Source organism: Microbacterium sp. Nx66, assembly GCF_904066215.1.
Lineage (GTDB): Bacteria > Actinomycetota > Actinomycetes > Actinomycetales > Microbacteriaceae > Microbacterium > Microbacterium meiriae.
Genome location: NZ_LR880474.1, coordinates 1,169,838 through 1,183,703, shown reverse-complemented (window position 1 = coordinate 1,183,703; position 13,866 = coordinate 1,169,838). Strand labels below are relative to the sequence as shown.

At 68.6% G+C, this 13,866-nt stretch carries 11 protein-coding genes and 2 riboswitches; all 11 genes read right to left on the bottom strand.

Annotation, left to right across the window (positions count from 1 at the left end):
• Window position 1 precedes the first annotated feature (1 nt).
• The gene (locus MICNX66_RS05555; RefSeq protein WP_187663642.1) at window positions 2-1,675 is read right to left on the bottom strand and encodes a dipeptide ABC transporter ATP-binding protein; all 1,674 of its coding nucleotides are present in this window, start codon (window positions 1,673-1,675) and stop codon (window positions 2-4) included.
• Window positions 1,672-2,613 (bottom strand): ABC transporter permease, encoded by a 942-nt coding sequence (locus tag MICNX66_RS05550; RefSeq protein WP_187663641.1) that lies wholly within the window; start codon window positions 2,611-2,613, stop codon window positions 1,672-1,674. Before MICNX66_RS05550 ends, MICNX66_RS05555 begins: the two co-directional genes overlap by 4 nt.
• Window positions 2,606-3,532: an ABC transporter permease gene (locus tag MICNX66_RS05545; protein WP_187663640.1), complete on the bottom strand. Its 927-nt coding sequence runs from the start codon at window positions 3,530-3,532 to the stop codon at window positions 2,606-2,608. The genes MICNX66_RS05550 and MICNX66_RS05545 overlap by 8 nt, the downstream gene beginning before the upstream one ends.
• Before the next feature lie 102 nt (window positions 3,533-3,634).
• Window positions 3,635-5,284, bottom strand: a complete 1,650-nt coding sequence (locus MICNX66_RS05540; RefSeq protein WP_187663639.1) for a peptide ABC transporter substrate-binding protein — start codon at window positions 5,282-5,284, stop codon at window positions 3,635-3,637.
• 215 nt (window positions 5,285-5,499) lie between these two features.
• Window positions 5,500-8,340 (bottom strand): aminomethyl-transferring glycine dehydrogenase, encoded by a 2,841-nt coding sequence (gene gcvP, locus MICNX66_RS05535; protein ID WP_232089230.1) that lies wholly within the window; start codon window positions 8,338-8,340, stop codon window positions 5,500-5,502.
• A gap of 61 nt (window positions 8,341-8,401) precedes the next feature.
• Window positions 8,402-8,779: a glycine cleavage system protein GcvH gene (gcvH, locus tag MICNX66_RS05530; protein ID WP_060923660.1), complete on the bottom strand. Its 378-nt coding sequence runs from the start codon at window positions 8,777-8,779 to the stop codon at window positions 8,402-8,404.
• Window positions 8,776-9,891: a glycine cleavage system aminomethyltransferase GcvT gene (gene gcvT / locus MICNX66_RS05525; protein ID WP_187663637.1), complete on the bottom strand. Its 1,116-nt coding sequence runs from the start codon at window positions 9,889-9,891 to the stop codon at window positions 8,776-8,778. The genes gcvH and gcvT overlap by 4 nt, the downstream gene beginning before the upstream one ends.
• A gap of 51 nt (window positions 9,892-9,942) precedes the next feature.
• A riboswitch (glycine riboswitch) is annotated at window positions 9,943-10,041 on the bottom strand.
• 1 nt (window position 10,042) lies between these two features.
• A riboswitch (glycine riboswitch) is annotated at window positions 10,043-10,137 on the bottom strand.
• A 49-nt stretch (window positions 10,138-10,186) separates the two neighbouring features.
• On the bottom strand, window positions 10,187-11,044 hold the full coding sequence (locus MICNX66_RS05520) for an ABC transporter ATP-binding protein (protein ID WP_187663636.1): 858 nt from the start codon (window positions 11,042-11,044) through the stop codon (window positions 10,187-10,189).
• Window positions 11,041-11,895, bottom strand: a complete 855-nt coding sequence (locus tag MICNX66_RS05515) for an ABC transporter ATP-binding protein (protein ID WP_187663635.1) — start codon at window positions 11,893-11,895, stop codon at window positions 11,041-11,043. The genes MICNX66_RS05520 and MICNX66_RS05515 overlap by 4 nt, the downstream gene beginning before the upstream one ends.
• Window positions 11,892-12,872 (bottom strand): ABC transporter permease, encoded by a 981-nt coding sequence (locus MICNX66_RS05510; protein WP_187663634.1) that lies wholly within the window; start codon window positions 12,870-12,872, stop codon window positions 11,892-11,894. Before MICNX66_RS05510 ends, MICNX66_RS05515 begins: the two co-directional genes overlap by 4 nt.
• The gene (locus MICNX66_RS05505; RefSeq protein WP_187663633.1) at window positions 12,865-13,860 is read right to left on the bottom strand and encodes an ABC transporter permease; all 996 of its coding nucleotides are present in this window, start codon (window positions 13,858-13,860) and stop codon (window positions 12,865-12,867) included. Before MICNX66_RS05505 ends, MICNX66_RS05510 begins: the two co-directional genes overlap by 8 nt.
• Window positions 13,861-13,866 lie beyond the last annotated feature (6 nt).

Below are 13,866 nucleotides of genomic sequence, written 5' to 3'. Positions count from 1 at the left end.
CTCAGAGGCCGCCGAGCGGGATCGACGCACCCGGGATCGCCTGCAGCAGACGATCCGTGTACTCCTCCTGCGGGTTCGCGAAGATCTCGTCGACCGTCCCCTGCTCGACCACCTTGCCCTTCTCCATGACGCAGACCAGGTCACTGGAGACCCGGACGACCGCGAGGTCGTGCGTGATGAAGAGGTAGGTGAGGTCGAGCTCGGACTGCAGGTCGGCGAGGAGCTTCAGGATCTGATCCTGCACGAGCACGTCGAGCGCCGACACCGCCTCGTCGAGGACGATGATGTCGGGCTTGAGCGCCAGCGCACGCGCGATCGCGACGCGCTGACGCTGTCCGCCGGAGAGCTCGTTCGGATAGCGCGTGGCCAGCGCCTGCGGCAGGGCGACCTGCTCCAGGAGCTCCTCCACACGGGCGCGATGCGAGGCCCGGTCGCCGACGCCGTGGATCTGCAGCGGCTCCGCGATGGTGTTGCCGATGTTCCGCAGCGGATCCAGGGACCCATATGGGTCCTGGAACACCGGCTGCATGCGCCGGCGGAGTCCGAACGACTGCGCGTTCGACAGGTGGGACACGTCCTGCCCGTCGATCTCGATCGTCCCGCTCGTCGGCTCCTCCAGCTTGAGGACCATCTTCGCGACCGTGGACTTCCCCGAACCCGACTCGCCGACGAGGGCCAGCGTCTTTCCGCGCGGGATCTCGAACGACACGTCGTCCACCGCCCGGAACGCCTCGCTGCGGAAGTTGCCCTGCCGGATCTTGTAGTCCTTGGTCAGCCCGGCCACGCGGACCGTCGGCGGGATGTCGGCCAGGTCGTCGAGCGTCTCGATGCCCCGGTCCTCCACCACCGCCTGGATCCGCTGCGAGGCGACGCTGGGCGCCGCAGCGACCAGTCGCTTCGTGTACGGGTGCTGCGGGTTCTCCAGGATCTGCCGGCTGGGGCCCGCCTCGACGATGTTGCCGCCGTTCATGACGATGATCTTCTCGGCGCGTTCGGCCGCGAGTCCCAGGTCGTGCGTGATCAGCAGCACCGAGGTGCCCTTATCGCGCGTGAGCGACGCCATGTGGTCGAGGATGACCCGCTGCACCGTCACGTCGAGAGCCGAGGTCGGCTCGTCGGCGATGAGGAGCTTCGGGTCGGCCGCGAGACCGATCCCGATCAGCGCCCGCTGGCGCATACCGCCGGAGAACTGGTGCGGATACTGGTGCAGGCGACGCTCGGCATCCGCCAGCCCGGCCTGCTGCAGCACCTCGATCGTCCGCGCCTTCGCGGCGGCGCGCCCCTGGGCGACGCCGTTCGCGCGGACGGCCTCCTTCACCTGGAAGCCGATGCTCCACACGGGGTTCAGGCTCGACATCGGGTCCTGCGGGACGAAGCCGATGTCTCGACCGCGCACCGCCTCCATGTCGCGCCGGCTCAGCCCGGTCAGCGGGCGTCCCTCCAGCGTGATGGACCCGCCCGTGATCGTCCCCGTGCCCGGGAGCAGGTCGACGATGGCGGTCGCCGTGGTCGACTTGCCCGAGCCGGACTCGCCGACGATGGCCACGGTCTCACCGGGCATCACATCGAACGTGATCCCGTGCAGGACCTCGCGCATCCCGTCCTGCGTGCGGAACGCGACGGTGAGGTCGCGCACGCTCAGCAATGGGATCTGTGGGGTGTTGCGGTCGCTCATCGGCGAGCCCTCGCCTTCGGGTCGATGGCGTCTCGGATGAGCTCGCCGAGGCTCACGAAAGCGAGCACCGCGAGGGTGAGCGCGATCGACGGATAGATGAGGGACATCGGAGCGACGCGCAGAGCCGCCTGCGCCTGGCTGATGTCCTTACCCCAGGAGACGACGGTGCCGTCGAGCCCGACGCCCAGGAACGACAGCGTCGCCTCGGCCACGATGGCGGCGGCGAGGCCGAGCGTCGACACGACCAGCAGCGGTGCGATCCCGTTGGGAACGACGTGGGTCACCAGCGTCTTGAACTGCGACAGCCCCAGGGCGCGCGATGCCATGACGAAGTCCGCCTGACGCACCCGCAGGATCTCGGCACGCACGACGCGAGCCGTCGAGGCCCAGGAGAACCCGCCGATGGCGAGCGCGAGCGTCCACACCGACCGGTAGTCCGACAGCACCGTCATCACGACGAGCGCGGCGAGGATGTACGGGATCGCGAAGAAGATGTCGCCCACGCGGGAGAGGAGGGCATCGAGCCAGCCGCCGTAGAAACCGGCGATCGCTCCCATGATCAGGCCGAGGACCGCGGAGATCACGGTCGCGATCAGTCCGACGGCGAGCGAGGTCTGCGCACCCCACACGACACGCGCGTAGATGTCGCATCCCTGGAAGTTGTAGCCGAGCGGATGACCCGCGGTGGGTCCCTCGTTGCTGTACGTCAGTTCGCACACGCGCGGATTGACCTGTGTGAACAGCGTCGGCCAGAACGACATCAGCACGAACACGGCGGCGAGGAACACGGCGAACCAGAACAGCGGACGACGGCGCAGGTCCCGCCAGGCGTCACGCCACAGGTTGCTGGGCTTCTCGCCGACGCGGACGGCGTCGACGGAGATCGTCTCGGTCTCGACCGGGGCGACGTAGTGCTTCTGCGTGGTGGGGTCAGACATAGCGGATCCTCGGGTCGAGCAGACCGTAGAGCAGGTCGATGACAAGGTTCACCAGCACGTACAGGATGACGAACACCGTCACGAAGGAGACCACGGTCGGTCCCTCGCCCCGGATCGCCGCCTGATAGAGCGTGTTGCCGACACCGGGGATGTTGAAGATCCCCTCGGTCACGGTGGCCCCGACGAGAAGGACACCGAAGTTCGTGGCGGAGTTGGTGATGACCGGGATGAGGGAGTTGCGCAGCACGTGCACGGGGAGGACGCGTCGCCGCGAGAGCCCCTTGCTGTATGCCGTGCGCACCCAGTCCTGGTTGAGGGTGTCGATCACCGAGCTGCGCATCAGGCGCATGCTGACGGCGAACAGGCTGAACCCGAGGACGAGCGCGGGGAGCCACAGGCCGCCCCAGTCGTTGTCGGAGCCGACCGTGGGGCTGAACCAGCCCCACTGGATCGCCAGGAAGTACTGCGCAAGGAAGCACATCACGAAGATCGGGATGGCGAGGGCCACGAGCGCGACGAGCAGGGCCGTCGTGTCGAAGAGCTTCCCCTTGCGCAGCGCCGAGATGGTTCCGACGGAGATCGCGAGGGCGAACTCGATGCCGATCGCCATGATCGCGAGACGACCCGTGACCGGCAGGGTGTCGACGAGAACGTCGGAGACCGGCCGGCCGGAGAACGTCACGCCGAGATCACCTTGGAAGACACCGGTGATGTAGTACCAGTACTGCACCAGGAACGGATCGTTGAGGTGGTACTCCTCGCGGAGCGCGTTGACGAGGGCCTCGCTGGGCGTACGGTCGCCGAACAGCGCGAGGATCGGGTCTCCCGGCATCGCGAAGACGAGGAAGTAGATGAGCAGAGTGGCCCCGAAGAAGACGGGGATCACCTGGAGAAGACGTCTGAGGATATAGCTGAGCATCCGCTGTCGCTTTCGGGCGGTCGCGAACAGGCAGGACGGAAGCACCCGACGAGGCGGTGACGGAAGACCGTCACCGCCTCGCGGTTGCGAGCTCCGTCAGGCCTATTCGGCAGCCTTCGTGATCTCGTAGTACAGCGGCACCGAGTTCCAGCCGAAGGTGACGTTGTCCACCGTGTCGGCGTAGCCACCGGTCACGTTGGAGTACCACAGCGGGATCGCGGGGAGGTCGTTGAAGAGGATCTCCTGCGCCTTGGTGAACTCCTCGACCTGAGCCGCGGTGTCGGTGTTGCTGATGCCGTCGGCGATCAGCTTGTCGAACTCGGGGTTCGAGTAGTCGCCGTCGTTCGAACCGGCGTTGGTCGCGTAGAGCGGGCCGAGGAAGTTGTACAGACCGGGGTAGTCGGCCTGCCAACCCGAGCGGGCGGCGGTCTTGATGCTGTTGTTGTTGATCTCCTCGCGGATGACCGAGAAGGTCGGGTACGGGTCACCCGAGGCCTCGATGCCCAGCGTGTTGGAGATCGCGTTGGTCACGGCCTCGACCCACTCCTGGTGGCCGCCGTCGGTGTTGTAGGCGATCTTGAACTCGCCCTCCCACGGGGAGATCGCGTCGGCCTCGGCCCACAGCTCCTTGGCCTTCTCCGGGTCGTACTTCAGGACCTCATTGCCCGAGATCGAGTCCGACCAGCCGTCGATGACCGGCGACGTGAAGTCGGAGGCCGTGGTGCGGGTGCCGAAGAAGATCTTGTCGGTGATCTGGTCGCGGTCGAACGCCATCGAGATGGCCTGGCGACGGAGGATACCCTCTTCGCCCGAGAAGTGCGGCAGGAACTGCCCGATCGTGAACGACTGGAACACGGCGGACGGCTGGTTCACAGCGCGGTCGCCGAGGTCATCCTGGAACGTGGGCAGCGAGACGGCGGGGATGACGTCGATGACGTCGACCTTGTTGCCCTGCAGGTCCGCGTAGGCCGCATCCTGGGTCGCGTAGAACTTGATCGTGAGACCGCCGTTCTTCGCCTGGCGCCCGCCCTCGTAGTCGTCGTTGCGGACCAGGTCGATCTGCACGTCGTGCTGCCAGGCGCCCTCGCCGTCGAGCTTGTACGGACCGTTGCCGATCGGGTTCTCCCCGAAGGCGTCCATGTCCTCGAACGCCGCGTCAGGCAGCGGGTAGTACGCCGAGTAGCCGAGGCGCAGCGCGAAGTCGGCGGCCGGCTTGTTCAGGGTGATCTTGAAGGTGTAGTCGTCCACCTGCTCGAGGCCGGTCAGGTCGCCCTGCGCGCCGTACACCTCTTCGGTGTTCTGGAAGCCCTCGATGTCCTCGAAGAAGTAGTTCGAGAGGTGCGCGTTCTCCGCCTGGGCGCCGTAGTTCCACGCCTTGATGAAGTTGTCGGCCGTGACCTCTTCGCCGTCGGAGAAGGTCTGCCCCTCCTTCAGCGTCACCGTGAGGTGCTGCGGGTCTTCGGTCACGATCTCCTCGGCCATGTCGTTGACCGGCTTGCCCTCGGCGTCGTAGTAGACGAGCCCGGCGAAGATCTCGTCGAGGATCTTGCCGCCGCCGACCTCGTTGGTGTTGGTCGGGATGAGCGGGTTCTCGGGCTCGGAGCCGTTCGTGGTGATGATGGCATCCGGGTCGGCCTTCGCCCCGCTGCCGTCGTCTCCCGAGTTGCCGCCGCCGCTCGCGCAGCCGGCGAGAGTCAGGGCGCCGATCACGAACAGTGCGCTGCCCGCGAGGGCGATCTTGTTGCGCTTCACTTTTGTCCTCCTGTGGACGTGGGAATTCTGCGCGGCTCATCATCGAGCGCGCAGGGATACCTGAGCGTAACCCGGGGGTCGCGCGTCCAGGACGTTCGGCTAACGAACTGTTACTGAGTGGTGACCATCTGTCACATGACGGAAACATGGCGTAACGCGAACGGCGCCGCGCCGCCGGGAGGCGGGCGCGACGCCGTTCGTCGTGCGGGTCCGTGTCAGGCGAAGGCCTCGATCGGCGGGCAGGCGCAGACGAGGTTGCGGTCGCCGTACGCCTGGTCGATCCGGCGGACCGGCGGCCAGTACTTCGCCGCCACCAGCGAGCGCACCGGATAGGCGGCCTCCTCGCGGGTGTAGGCGTGCGCCCACTCTCCCGCGATGAGCGAGACCGCGGTGTGCGGGGCGTGCACGAGCGGGTTGTCGTCTGCGGGCCAGCGCCCCGCGGCGACGGCGTCCGCCTCGGCCTTGATCATGATCATGGCCTCGATGAACCGCTCGATCTCGTCGAGGTCCTCCGACTCGGTGGGCTCCACCATGAGGGTGCCCGCGACCGGGAACGACATGGTCGGGGCGTGGAACCCGTAGTCGATCAGGCGCTTGGCGACGTCGTCGACGGAGATGCCGGTGGCCTCCTTGAGCGGACGCAGGTCGAGGATGCACTCGTGCGCGACCCGACCGTTCTCCCCCGTGTAGAGCACCGGGAAGTGGCCGCCGAGGCGCTCGGCGATGTAGTTCGCCGAGAGGACCGCCGCGGCGGTCGCGCGCCGGAGCCCCTCGGCCCCCATCATGCGCACGTACGCCCACGAGATCGGGAGGATGCCCGCGGAGCCGTACGGTGCCGCGGATATCACGGCGCCCTCGAACGTGTGGCCGCCGAAGTGCTCGGCGCGCTGCGCGAGCGGGTGCGACGGCAGGTGCGGCGCGAGGTGCGCCTTCGCCGCGACCGGACCGATACCCGGGCCGCCGCCGCCGTGCGGGATGGCGAACGTCTTGTGCAGGTTGAGGTGCGAGACGTCGCCGCCCAGGTCGCCGAACCGGGCGTAGCCGAGGAGCGCGTTGAGGTTCGCGCCGTCGACGTACACCTGACCGCCGGCCGCGTGCACCGCCCCGGTGATCTCGACGACCTGCTCCTCGTACACGCCGTGCGTGGACGGGTACGTGATCATCAGCGCCGCCAGGTCGTCGGCGTGCTGGGCGATCTTCGCGCGCAGGTCGTCCAGGTCGACGTTGCCGAGCGCATCGCTCGCCACCACGACGACCTTCATGCCCGCGAGCACGGCGGAGGCCGCGTTCGTGCCGTGGGCGGAGGACGGGATGAGGCACACGATGCGGTGGTCGTCGCCGTTCGCGCGGTGGTAGCCGCGGATCGCGAGGAGGCCGGCGAGCTCCCCCTGGGATCCGGCGTTCGGCTGCAGCGACACCGCGTCGTACCCGGTGATCTCGGCGAGCCAGCTCTCGAGCTGGTCGATGAGCTCCAGGTAGCCGCGCACGTCGGCCTCCGGGGCGAACGGGTGGATGCCCGCGAACTCCGGCCACGTGATGGCGGCCATCTCGGTGGCGGCGTTGAGCTTCATGGTGCACGAGCCGAGCGGGATCATTCCGCGGTCGAGCGCGTAGTCCCGGTCGGACAGGCTCTTCAGGTACCGCATCATGGCGGTCTCGCTGCGGTGGCTGTGGAACACCGGGTGCGTGAGGTACTCGTCCGCGCGGCGGAGGGCGTCCGGCAGCGCGTCCGCGTCGCCGAGGCCGAAGCCGAAGGCGCGCTCCTGCTTCCCTCCGAAGACCTGCGCGACCTGGTGCAGCTCGGCCACCGTGGTCGTCTCGTCGACCGCGATGCCGATCGTGTCGACGTCGGCGACCCGCAGGAGGATGCCGTAGCCGCCCCGTGCCTGGTCCGCGTACTCCGCCGCCCGGCCGGGGACGCGCACGGTCAGTGTGTCGAAGAAGTGCTCGTGGACGACCTCGGCGCCGGCCTCGACGAGCCACTCGCGCAGCAGGGTCGCCTTGGCGGTCACATCGCGGGCGATCTGTCGAAGCCCGTCCGGGCCGTGGTAGACCGCGTACATCGACGCCATCACGGCGAGGAGCACCTGAGCGGTGCAGATGTTCGACGTCGCCTTCTCGCGGCGGATGTGCTGCTCGCGGGTCTGCAGCGAGAGGCGGTAGGCCGGCTTGCCTTCGGCGTCGACGGAGACGCCGACGAGGCGTCCGGGCAGCTGCCGCTCCAGGCCTGCGCGCACGGCCATGTAGCCGGCGTGCGGGCCTCCGAAGCCCATCGGCACACCGAAGCGCTGCGTCGTGCCCACGGCCACGTCGGCCCCGAGGGCGCCGGGCGCGGTGAGGAGCGTCAGCGCGAGCAGGTCGGCGGCCGCGACGGCGAGCGCGCCGGCGACGTGCGCGGCGTCGAACACCGCGGACGGATCCCACACGCGGCCCGAAGCCCCCGGATACTGCACGAAGACGCCGAAGAGCTCGGCGGGGAGCTCCTCCCCCGCCGCGAAGTCGACCGTGACGAGCTCGATGCCGAGCGCCTCGGCGCGGGACGCGAGCATGGCCTTCGTCTGGGGCAGCGCATCCGCGTCCACTGCGAACACGTTCGACGCGGTCTTCGATGCCCGGCGCGCGAGCAGCATCGCCTCCACGACCGCGGTGGACTCGTCGAGCATCGACGCGTTCGCGGTGGTGAGGCCGGTGAGCTCGGCCACCATCGTCTGGAAGTTGATCAGCGCTTCCAGGCGCCCCTGCGAGATCTCGGGCTGGTACGGCGTGTAGGCCGTGTACCAGGACGGGTTCTCGAGGACGTTGCGCTGGATGACCTGCGGGGTGACGGTGCCGTAGTAACCGAGGCCGATCATCGAGCGGTTCACGGTGTTGCGCCCGGCGAGGGCACGCAGCTCGGCCAGCGCCTCGGTCTCCGACGCGGCGACCGGGATGCGGGAGTCGGCGACCGCGCCCTCCGGTCCCGTGTAGATCGAGGCGGGGACGGCCTGACGCATGAGCTCCTCGACCGGGCTCAGCGTCCCGCTGTCGACGGAGCCGAGACCGAGCGCGTCGAGCATCGTGCGCTGGGCGGCCTCGGTCGGTCCGATGTGACGATCGGCGAATGCAACCACTTCCGGATCAGCCCTCCGTGAGTGCGACGTAGGCGTCGCGGTCCAGCAGTCCGTCCAGCGCGCCGGCGGCGACGGACACCTTGAGCAGCCAGCCGCCCTCGAACGGCTCGGCGTTAACGAGCGAGGGGTCGTCGACGACGGCGTCGTTGATCTCGACGACCGTGCCGGCGACCGGGGCGTAGAGCTCCCCGACCGACTTGGTGGACTCGATCTCGCCGACGACGGAGCCGGCGGTCAGCTCGGTGCCGACGGCGGGGAGTTCGACGAAGACGACGTCCCCCAACTTCTCGGCGGCGTAGTCGGTGATGCCGATGGTGACGGTGTCGCCATCACCGGCGATCCACTCGTGCTCGTCGGTGTAGCGGAGTGCGCTGAGGTCGGTCATTTTGTCCTCCGGTAGAAAGGCAGGGCGGTCACGGTCGCGGGGATGCGGGTCCCCCGCACATCAAGGAATACTGCGGTTCCCTCCTCTGCGGAAGAAGGGTCGACGAAGGCCATCGCGATGGGGTGGCCGAGCGTCGGGCTCAGGGCGCCGCTGGTGATCTCTCCGATCGAGGTGCCGTCGGCGTCGACGACCGCGTAGCCGGCACGGCCGGCGCGTCGCCCCTCCGCCGTCAGGCCGACGAGGATCCGGGCGTCGTCGGCGGGCGCCGGCGCGTCCTTGCCGACGAAACTGTCCTTCGCGGCGACCACGACGCGGCCGAGGCCGGCCTGGGCGGGTGCGGTGGCGAGGCTGAGCTCATGGCCGTACAGCGGCATGCCGGCCTCCAGCCGGAGCGTGTCGCGGGCGGCGAGGCCGGCGGGGACCAGACCGTGCGGAGTACCGGCGTCGAGCACCGCGTCCCACAGCGCGGTCGCGTGGGCGGCCGGGACGAGGAGTTCGAAGCCGTCCTCTCCGGTGTAGCCGGTGCGGGCGAGGAGCAGCGGCTCCCCCGCGAAAGACGCGGTCGCCCACGCGTAGTACTTCTGCTCCGCCCACGGGACGCTGACGTCGGCGATGCCCTCCGTCGCCGCGAGGATCTCCTCGGCCCGAGGGCCCTGCACGGCGATCAGCGCGTAGTCGTCCGAGACGTCCGCGACCTCCACGGGGCCCGCGTCGGCGTCCGCCACCCGCTCGGTGAGTGCCTGACGCACGGCCTCGCGGTTGCCCGCGTTGGAGATGATGAGGAAGTCGTCGTCCGCCAGGCGGTAGACGATCACATCGTCGACGATGCCGCCCTGAGGCGTCAGCAGCAGCGAGTACTTCGCCTTGCCGACCGCGAGCGCGGACAGCCGTCCGGCGAGGGCGTAGTCGAGGAACCCCGCGGCACCGGTGCCGCGGACCGTGAACTCCGCCATGTGCGAGATGTCGAAGACGCCCGCCGCCTGCCGCACCGCGTGGTGTTCGGCGAGGTCGGACGTGTAGCGCACCGGCATCTGCCAGCCGCCGAAATCGGTGAAGGAGGCGCCGAGCGCCTCATGGCGCTCGCGCAACGGGGTGTAGCGGGGGTCGGACATGGAGTTCTCCCGGGCTGGGTCGGGCGGGACGACGACGTCGTCCCTGGGAACTCCCCCTCTGTCATGGGCCTGAGAGCTTCGCCCGCGCGCGTGCACAGGGCTTTCACCGTCGGCGGATCCCCCGGTGCTCGGGATCGCTTTTCAGAGCGGCCGGACCTCCGCGGTACGCGTACCTGAGAGATTGGCGGGGAGGCTTGCTCCTTCGGTGCCCGGCTGCATGCGCCGGGGCTCTCCCGCGTCGGTCGTTCGGCCTGTCTTCGATTGTGGGTTCAGTCTAGCGGTCTCCCCCGCCCGCTCAGGAGCCCAGGGCGAGCTCCGCCCTGACCTCGTCACGGAGCCTGCCGAGGTTCTCCGGTTCGGGTGCCGCCGCCAGGAGCGTCTTGGTGTACTCGTGCTGCGGGTTCAGGATCACCTCGTCGGCTGTTCCCCGCTCCACGACATCGCCCTGGAAGAGCACCATGATGTCGTCGGAGAAGTGCCGCGCGGTCGCCAGATCGTGTGTGATGTAGAGGACGCCGAGGTTCTCCTCGCGCTGCAGCTCGGCGAGCAGGTTGAGCACGCCGAGCCGGATCGACACGTCGAGCATCGACACCGGCTCGTCCGCCACGATGAACCGGGCACCGGGGGCGAGGGCCCGCGCGATCGCCACGCGTTGCCGCTGCCCACCGGAGAGCTCGTGCGGGCGCCGTTCGGCGAAGCTCTCCCCCGGAGTGAGCCGCACGCGCTCCAGCAGCTCGATCGCCCGCGCCCGCACCTCGCGGCTGTCGAGCTTCGGGTGGTGCAGCCGGATCGGACGCTCCAGGTGGTGCACGATCGTGTGGAAGGGATTCAGCGAGGCGAACGGGTCCTGGAAGACCATCTGCACGTCCGACCGGTAGCGCTCCAGGGCCGAGCCCCGCGTGCCGGATTCCTCGCCGTCCAGGAGGATGCTCCCCGAGGTCGGCGTCTCCAGCTTCATCAGCATCCGGGCGATGGTGGATTTCCCCGATCCGGACTCGCCGACGAGGGCCGTGGTCCGCCCCGCCTCCAGGGTGAACGACACGTCCTTCACCGCGTGCAGCACACTCGTGCGGAACCCCGACCGCAGGTGGAAGTCCTTGACGAGGTTCCTCGCCTCGAGGGTGCCCGCACGCCTCGTCCCGTCCACGCTCATCGGATGACCTCCTGGTTCACGCCGCCGCTGCGGACGAAGTCGCCCCGCTCGCCCGTGAGGGACGGGAAGCTCGACAGCAGCCGCTGGGTGTACTCGTGCTGCGGGTTGCGGTAGATCTCCTCGGCCGTGCCCTGCTCGACGATCCGTCCCTGCAGCATGACGGCGATGCGGTCGCTGATCTCGATGAGCATGGGCAGGTCGTGGGTGATGAAGATCACGGCGAACCCGAGCTTCTCCCGCAGACGCATGATCTCCCGGATGATGCCGCGCTGCACGACCACGTCGAGCGCCGTGGTGGGCTCGTCCATGATCATGACCTGCGGGTCGAGTGCCAGCGCCATCGCGATCATCATGCGCTGGCGCATGCCGCCGGAGAGCTCGTGCGGGAAGCTCGTCAGCCGCCCGGGGTCGACGCCGACGAGCGTGAGCAGCTCCTCGGCGCGCTCGTGCTTGGCCTTCTTCGACATTCCGGGGCGGTGGGTGTCGAAGATGTCGAAGATCTGCGCGCGGACCGAGATGACGGGGTTGAGGGAGTTCATCGCCCCCTGGAAGACCATCGAGATCTTGTCCCAGCGGAATGCGCGCAGCCCGTCGCCGTCGAGTCCGACGACGTCGATGTCATGGCCGTCGCGGTCGTGGAACACGATCTCGCCGTCGGTCATCAGGGCCGGCGCCTTGAGCAGCCGGTTCATCCCGTACGCGAGGGTGGTCTTCCCGCAGCCCGACTCCCCCGCGAGCCCGAGGATCTCGCCCCGGTGGAGAGTGAGTGAGACATCGCGGACGGCTTTGACCGGCGGGTCGACCTCGTACTCGATCGAGACGTTCCTGGCGGTGAGCACGGCGTCGCTCATGCGGTGACTCCCTTCTCCTTCGCGGCCTTGCGCAGACGACGGGCCGCATCGGGCGCGTTGCGCAGCTTCGGGTTGATGACCTCGTCGATGGCGAAGTTGATCAGGGCGAGCCCCGCGCCGAGGATCGCGATCATGATGCCCGGCGGCACGAACCACCACCAGGCGCCGCGGCCGAGGGCCTGACCAGACTGGGCGTCGTTGAGGATCGAGCCCCAGGTGATCGAGGAGTTCGGGCCGAGGCCGAGGTAGGAGAGCCCCGCCTCGCCGAGGATGGCGAAGATGATCGCGAACAGGAACTGCGCGGTCAGCAGCGGGAGCAGGTTCGGCATGATCTCGACGAGGATCACCCGGAGGGACTTCTCGCCTGCCACCTTCGACGCGTACACGTAGTCGCGGGTGCGGAGCGAGCGGGTCTGCAGCCGCAGCACGTACGCCGCTCCGGCCCAGGAGGTGATGCCGAGGACGAAGGCGACGAGCTGCCAGCTGCGCTGCGGCACGAACGACGCGATCACCATGACCAGCGGCAGTCCGGGGATCACGATCATGACGTTGGTCAGCAGCGCGAGGACGTCCTCCCGCCAACCGCCGAGGTACCCGGCCAGGACACCGAAGAGGAGCGAGAGCACGATGGCGATGCCGCCGGCCGTGACGCCGATGAGCAGCGACCCCTGCGCTCCGATCGCGAGCTGCGCGAGCACGTCGTTGCCGAGCTTGGTCGTGCCCAGCCAGTGCTCCGCCGACGGCGCGGCGAGGGCGGGGTTGTCGGTGCTGCGCGGGTTCTGCGTGAAGAACGGCGCGATGATCGCGAAGAGCACGATGGTGAGCACGAGCACGGCACCGACGATGAACTTCGGCGAGGTGCTGGGCAGGATGCGGCGACGTCTGCGTTCCTGACGCTGGGTGGCCAGAGCGACGGTGCCCTCGGGGGCGACGGTGGGCGACTCCTCCACGAGGAGCGGGTTCTTCGTGTCAGACATTCTGGCGAGCCCTCGGGTCGATGAAGCCATAGACGAGGTCCATGAAGAAGTTGGCGACGAGCACCGTGAGGGTGATCACGAGGAACAGCCCCTGCATCAGCGCGTAGTCGTTGTTGGTGACGGCCTGGAACATGAGCTTGCCGACACCCGGGTAGGTGAACACCTGCTCCATGACGATGGAGCCGGCGACGACGAAGCCGAGGGTGATCGAGAAGCCTGCGATCGACGGGATGGCGGCGTTCCGCGCGGCGTACGTCGTCATGATGCGCCGCGGCCGCAGTCCCTTCGCCTCAGCGGTGAGGACGTAGTCCTCGGCGAGCGTGGAGACCATCATGTTGCGCATGCCGAACATCCAGCCGCCCACCGAGCTGATCACGATCGTGATCGCGGGAAGGAGCGAGTGGGTGACGGCGTCGGTGAAGAACGCCCAGGTCGGCTCCGGGCCGTCCGGGAAGTCGAAGACGTCATACCCGCCGAACATCGGGAACCATCCCAGACCGACGGCGAAGACGGCGATGAGGACGAGCGCGAGCCAGAAGTACGGGATGGACTGCAGGACGGTGGTCGCCGGGATGAGGTGGTCGACCCAGGTGCCGCGCTTCCACCCGGCCCACGCGCCGAGAACGACGCCGAGCAGGAAGGAGATGACCGTGGCGGTGCCGACGAGCACCAGCGTCCACGGCAGGGCGCCGGCGATCAGCTCCGACACCGGGGTGGGGAACTTGGTCACCGACACCCCGAGATCGCCGCGGAGCATGCGTCCCCAGTACGCGAGGTACTGCTCCCAGAGGGACGCATCATCACCGCCGAGCAGGAGCTTGATGTTGCGGATGGTGGTCTCGGAGACCTCTCCGCCGGCCCGCTGCATCTTCGCGATCATGATGTCGGCGGGATCCCCCGGCATGAGCCGGGGAAGCAGGAAGTTGATGGAGATCGCGGCCCACAGCGTGAATGCGTAGAACCCGATCCTTCGTGCATAGAACTTCATGTCACC

What these genes read in the sequence shown, in the direction of transcription:
- MICNX66_RS05555 (WP_187663642.1), bottom strand. Translation starts at nt 1,675, where the DNA reads ATGAGCGACCGCAACACCCCACAGATCCCATTGCTGAGCGTGCGCGAC.
- MICNX66_RS05550 (WP_187663641.1), bottom strand. Translation starts at nt 2,613, where the DNA reads ATGTCTGACCCCACCACGCAGAAGCACTACGTCGCCCCGGTCGAGACC.
- MICNX66_RS05545 (WP_187663640.1), bottom strand. Translation starts at nt 3,532, where the DNA reads ATGCTCAGCTATATCCTCAGACGTCTTCTCCAGGTGATCCCCGTCTTC.
- gcvP (WP_232089230.1), bottom strand. Translation starts at nt 8,340, where the DNA reads ATGCTCGACGCGCTCGGTCTCGGCTCCGTCGACAGCGGGACGCTGAGC.
- gcvH (WP_060923660.1), bottom strand. Translation starts at nt 8,779, where the DNA reads ATGACCGACCTCAGCGCACTCCGCTACACCGACGAGCACGAGTGGATC.
- gcvT (WP_187663637.1), bottom strand. Translation starts at nt 9,891, where the DNA reads ATGTCCGACCCCCGCTACACCCCGTTGCGCGAGCGCCATGAGGCGCTC.
- MICNX66_RS05520 (WP_187663636.1), bottom strand. Translation starts at nt 11,044, where the DNA reads ATGAGCGTGGACGGGACGAGGCGTGCGGGCACCCTCGAGGCGAGGAAC.
- MICNX66_RS05515 (WP_187663635.1), bottom strand. Translation starts at nt 11,895, where the DNA reads ATGAGCGACGCCGTGCTCACCGCCAGGAACGTCTCGATCGAGTACGAG.
- MICNX66_RS05510 (WP_187663634.1), bottom strand. Translation starts at nt 12,872, where the DNA reads ATGTCTGACACGAAGAACCCGCTCCTCGTGGAGGAGTCGCCCACCGTC.
- MICNX66_RS05505 (WP_187663633.1), bottom strand. Translation starts at nt 13,860, where the DNA reads ATGAAGTTCTATGCACGAAGGATCGGGTTCTACGCATTCACGCTGTGG.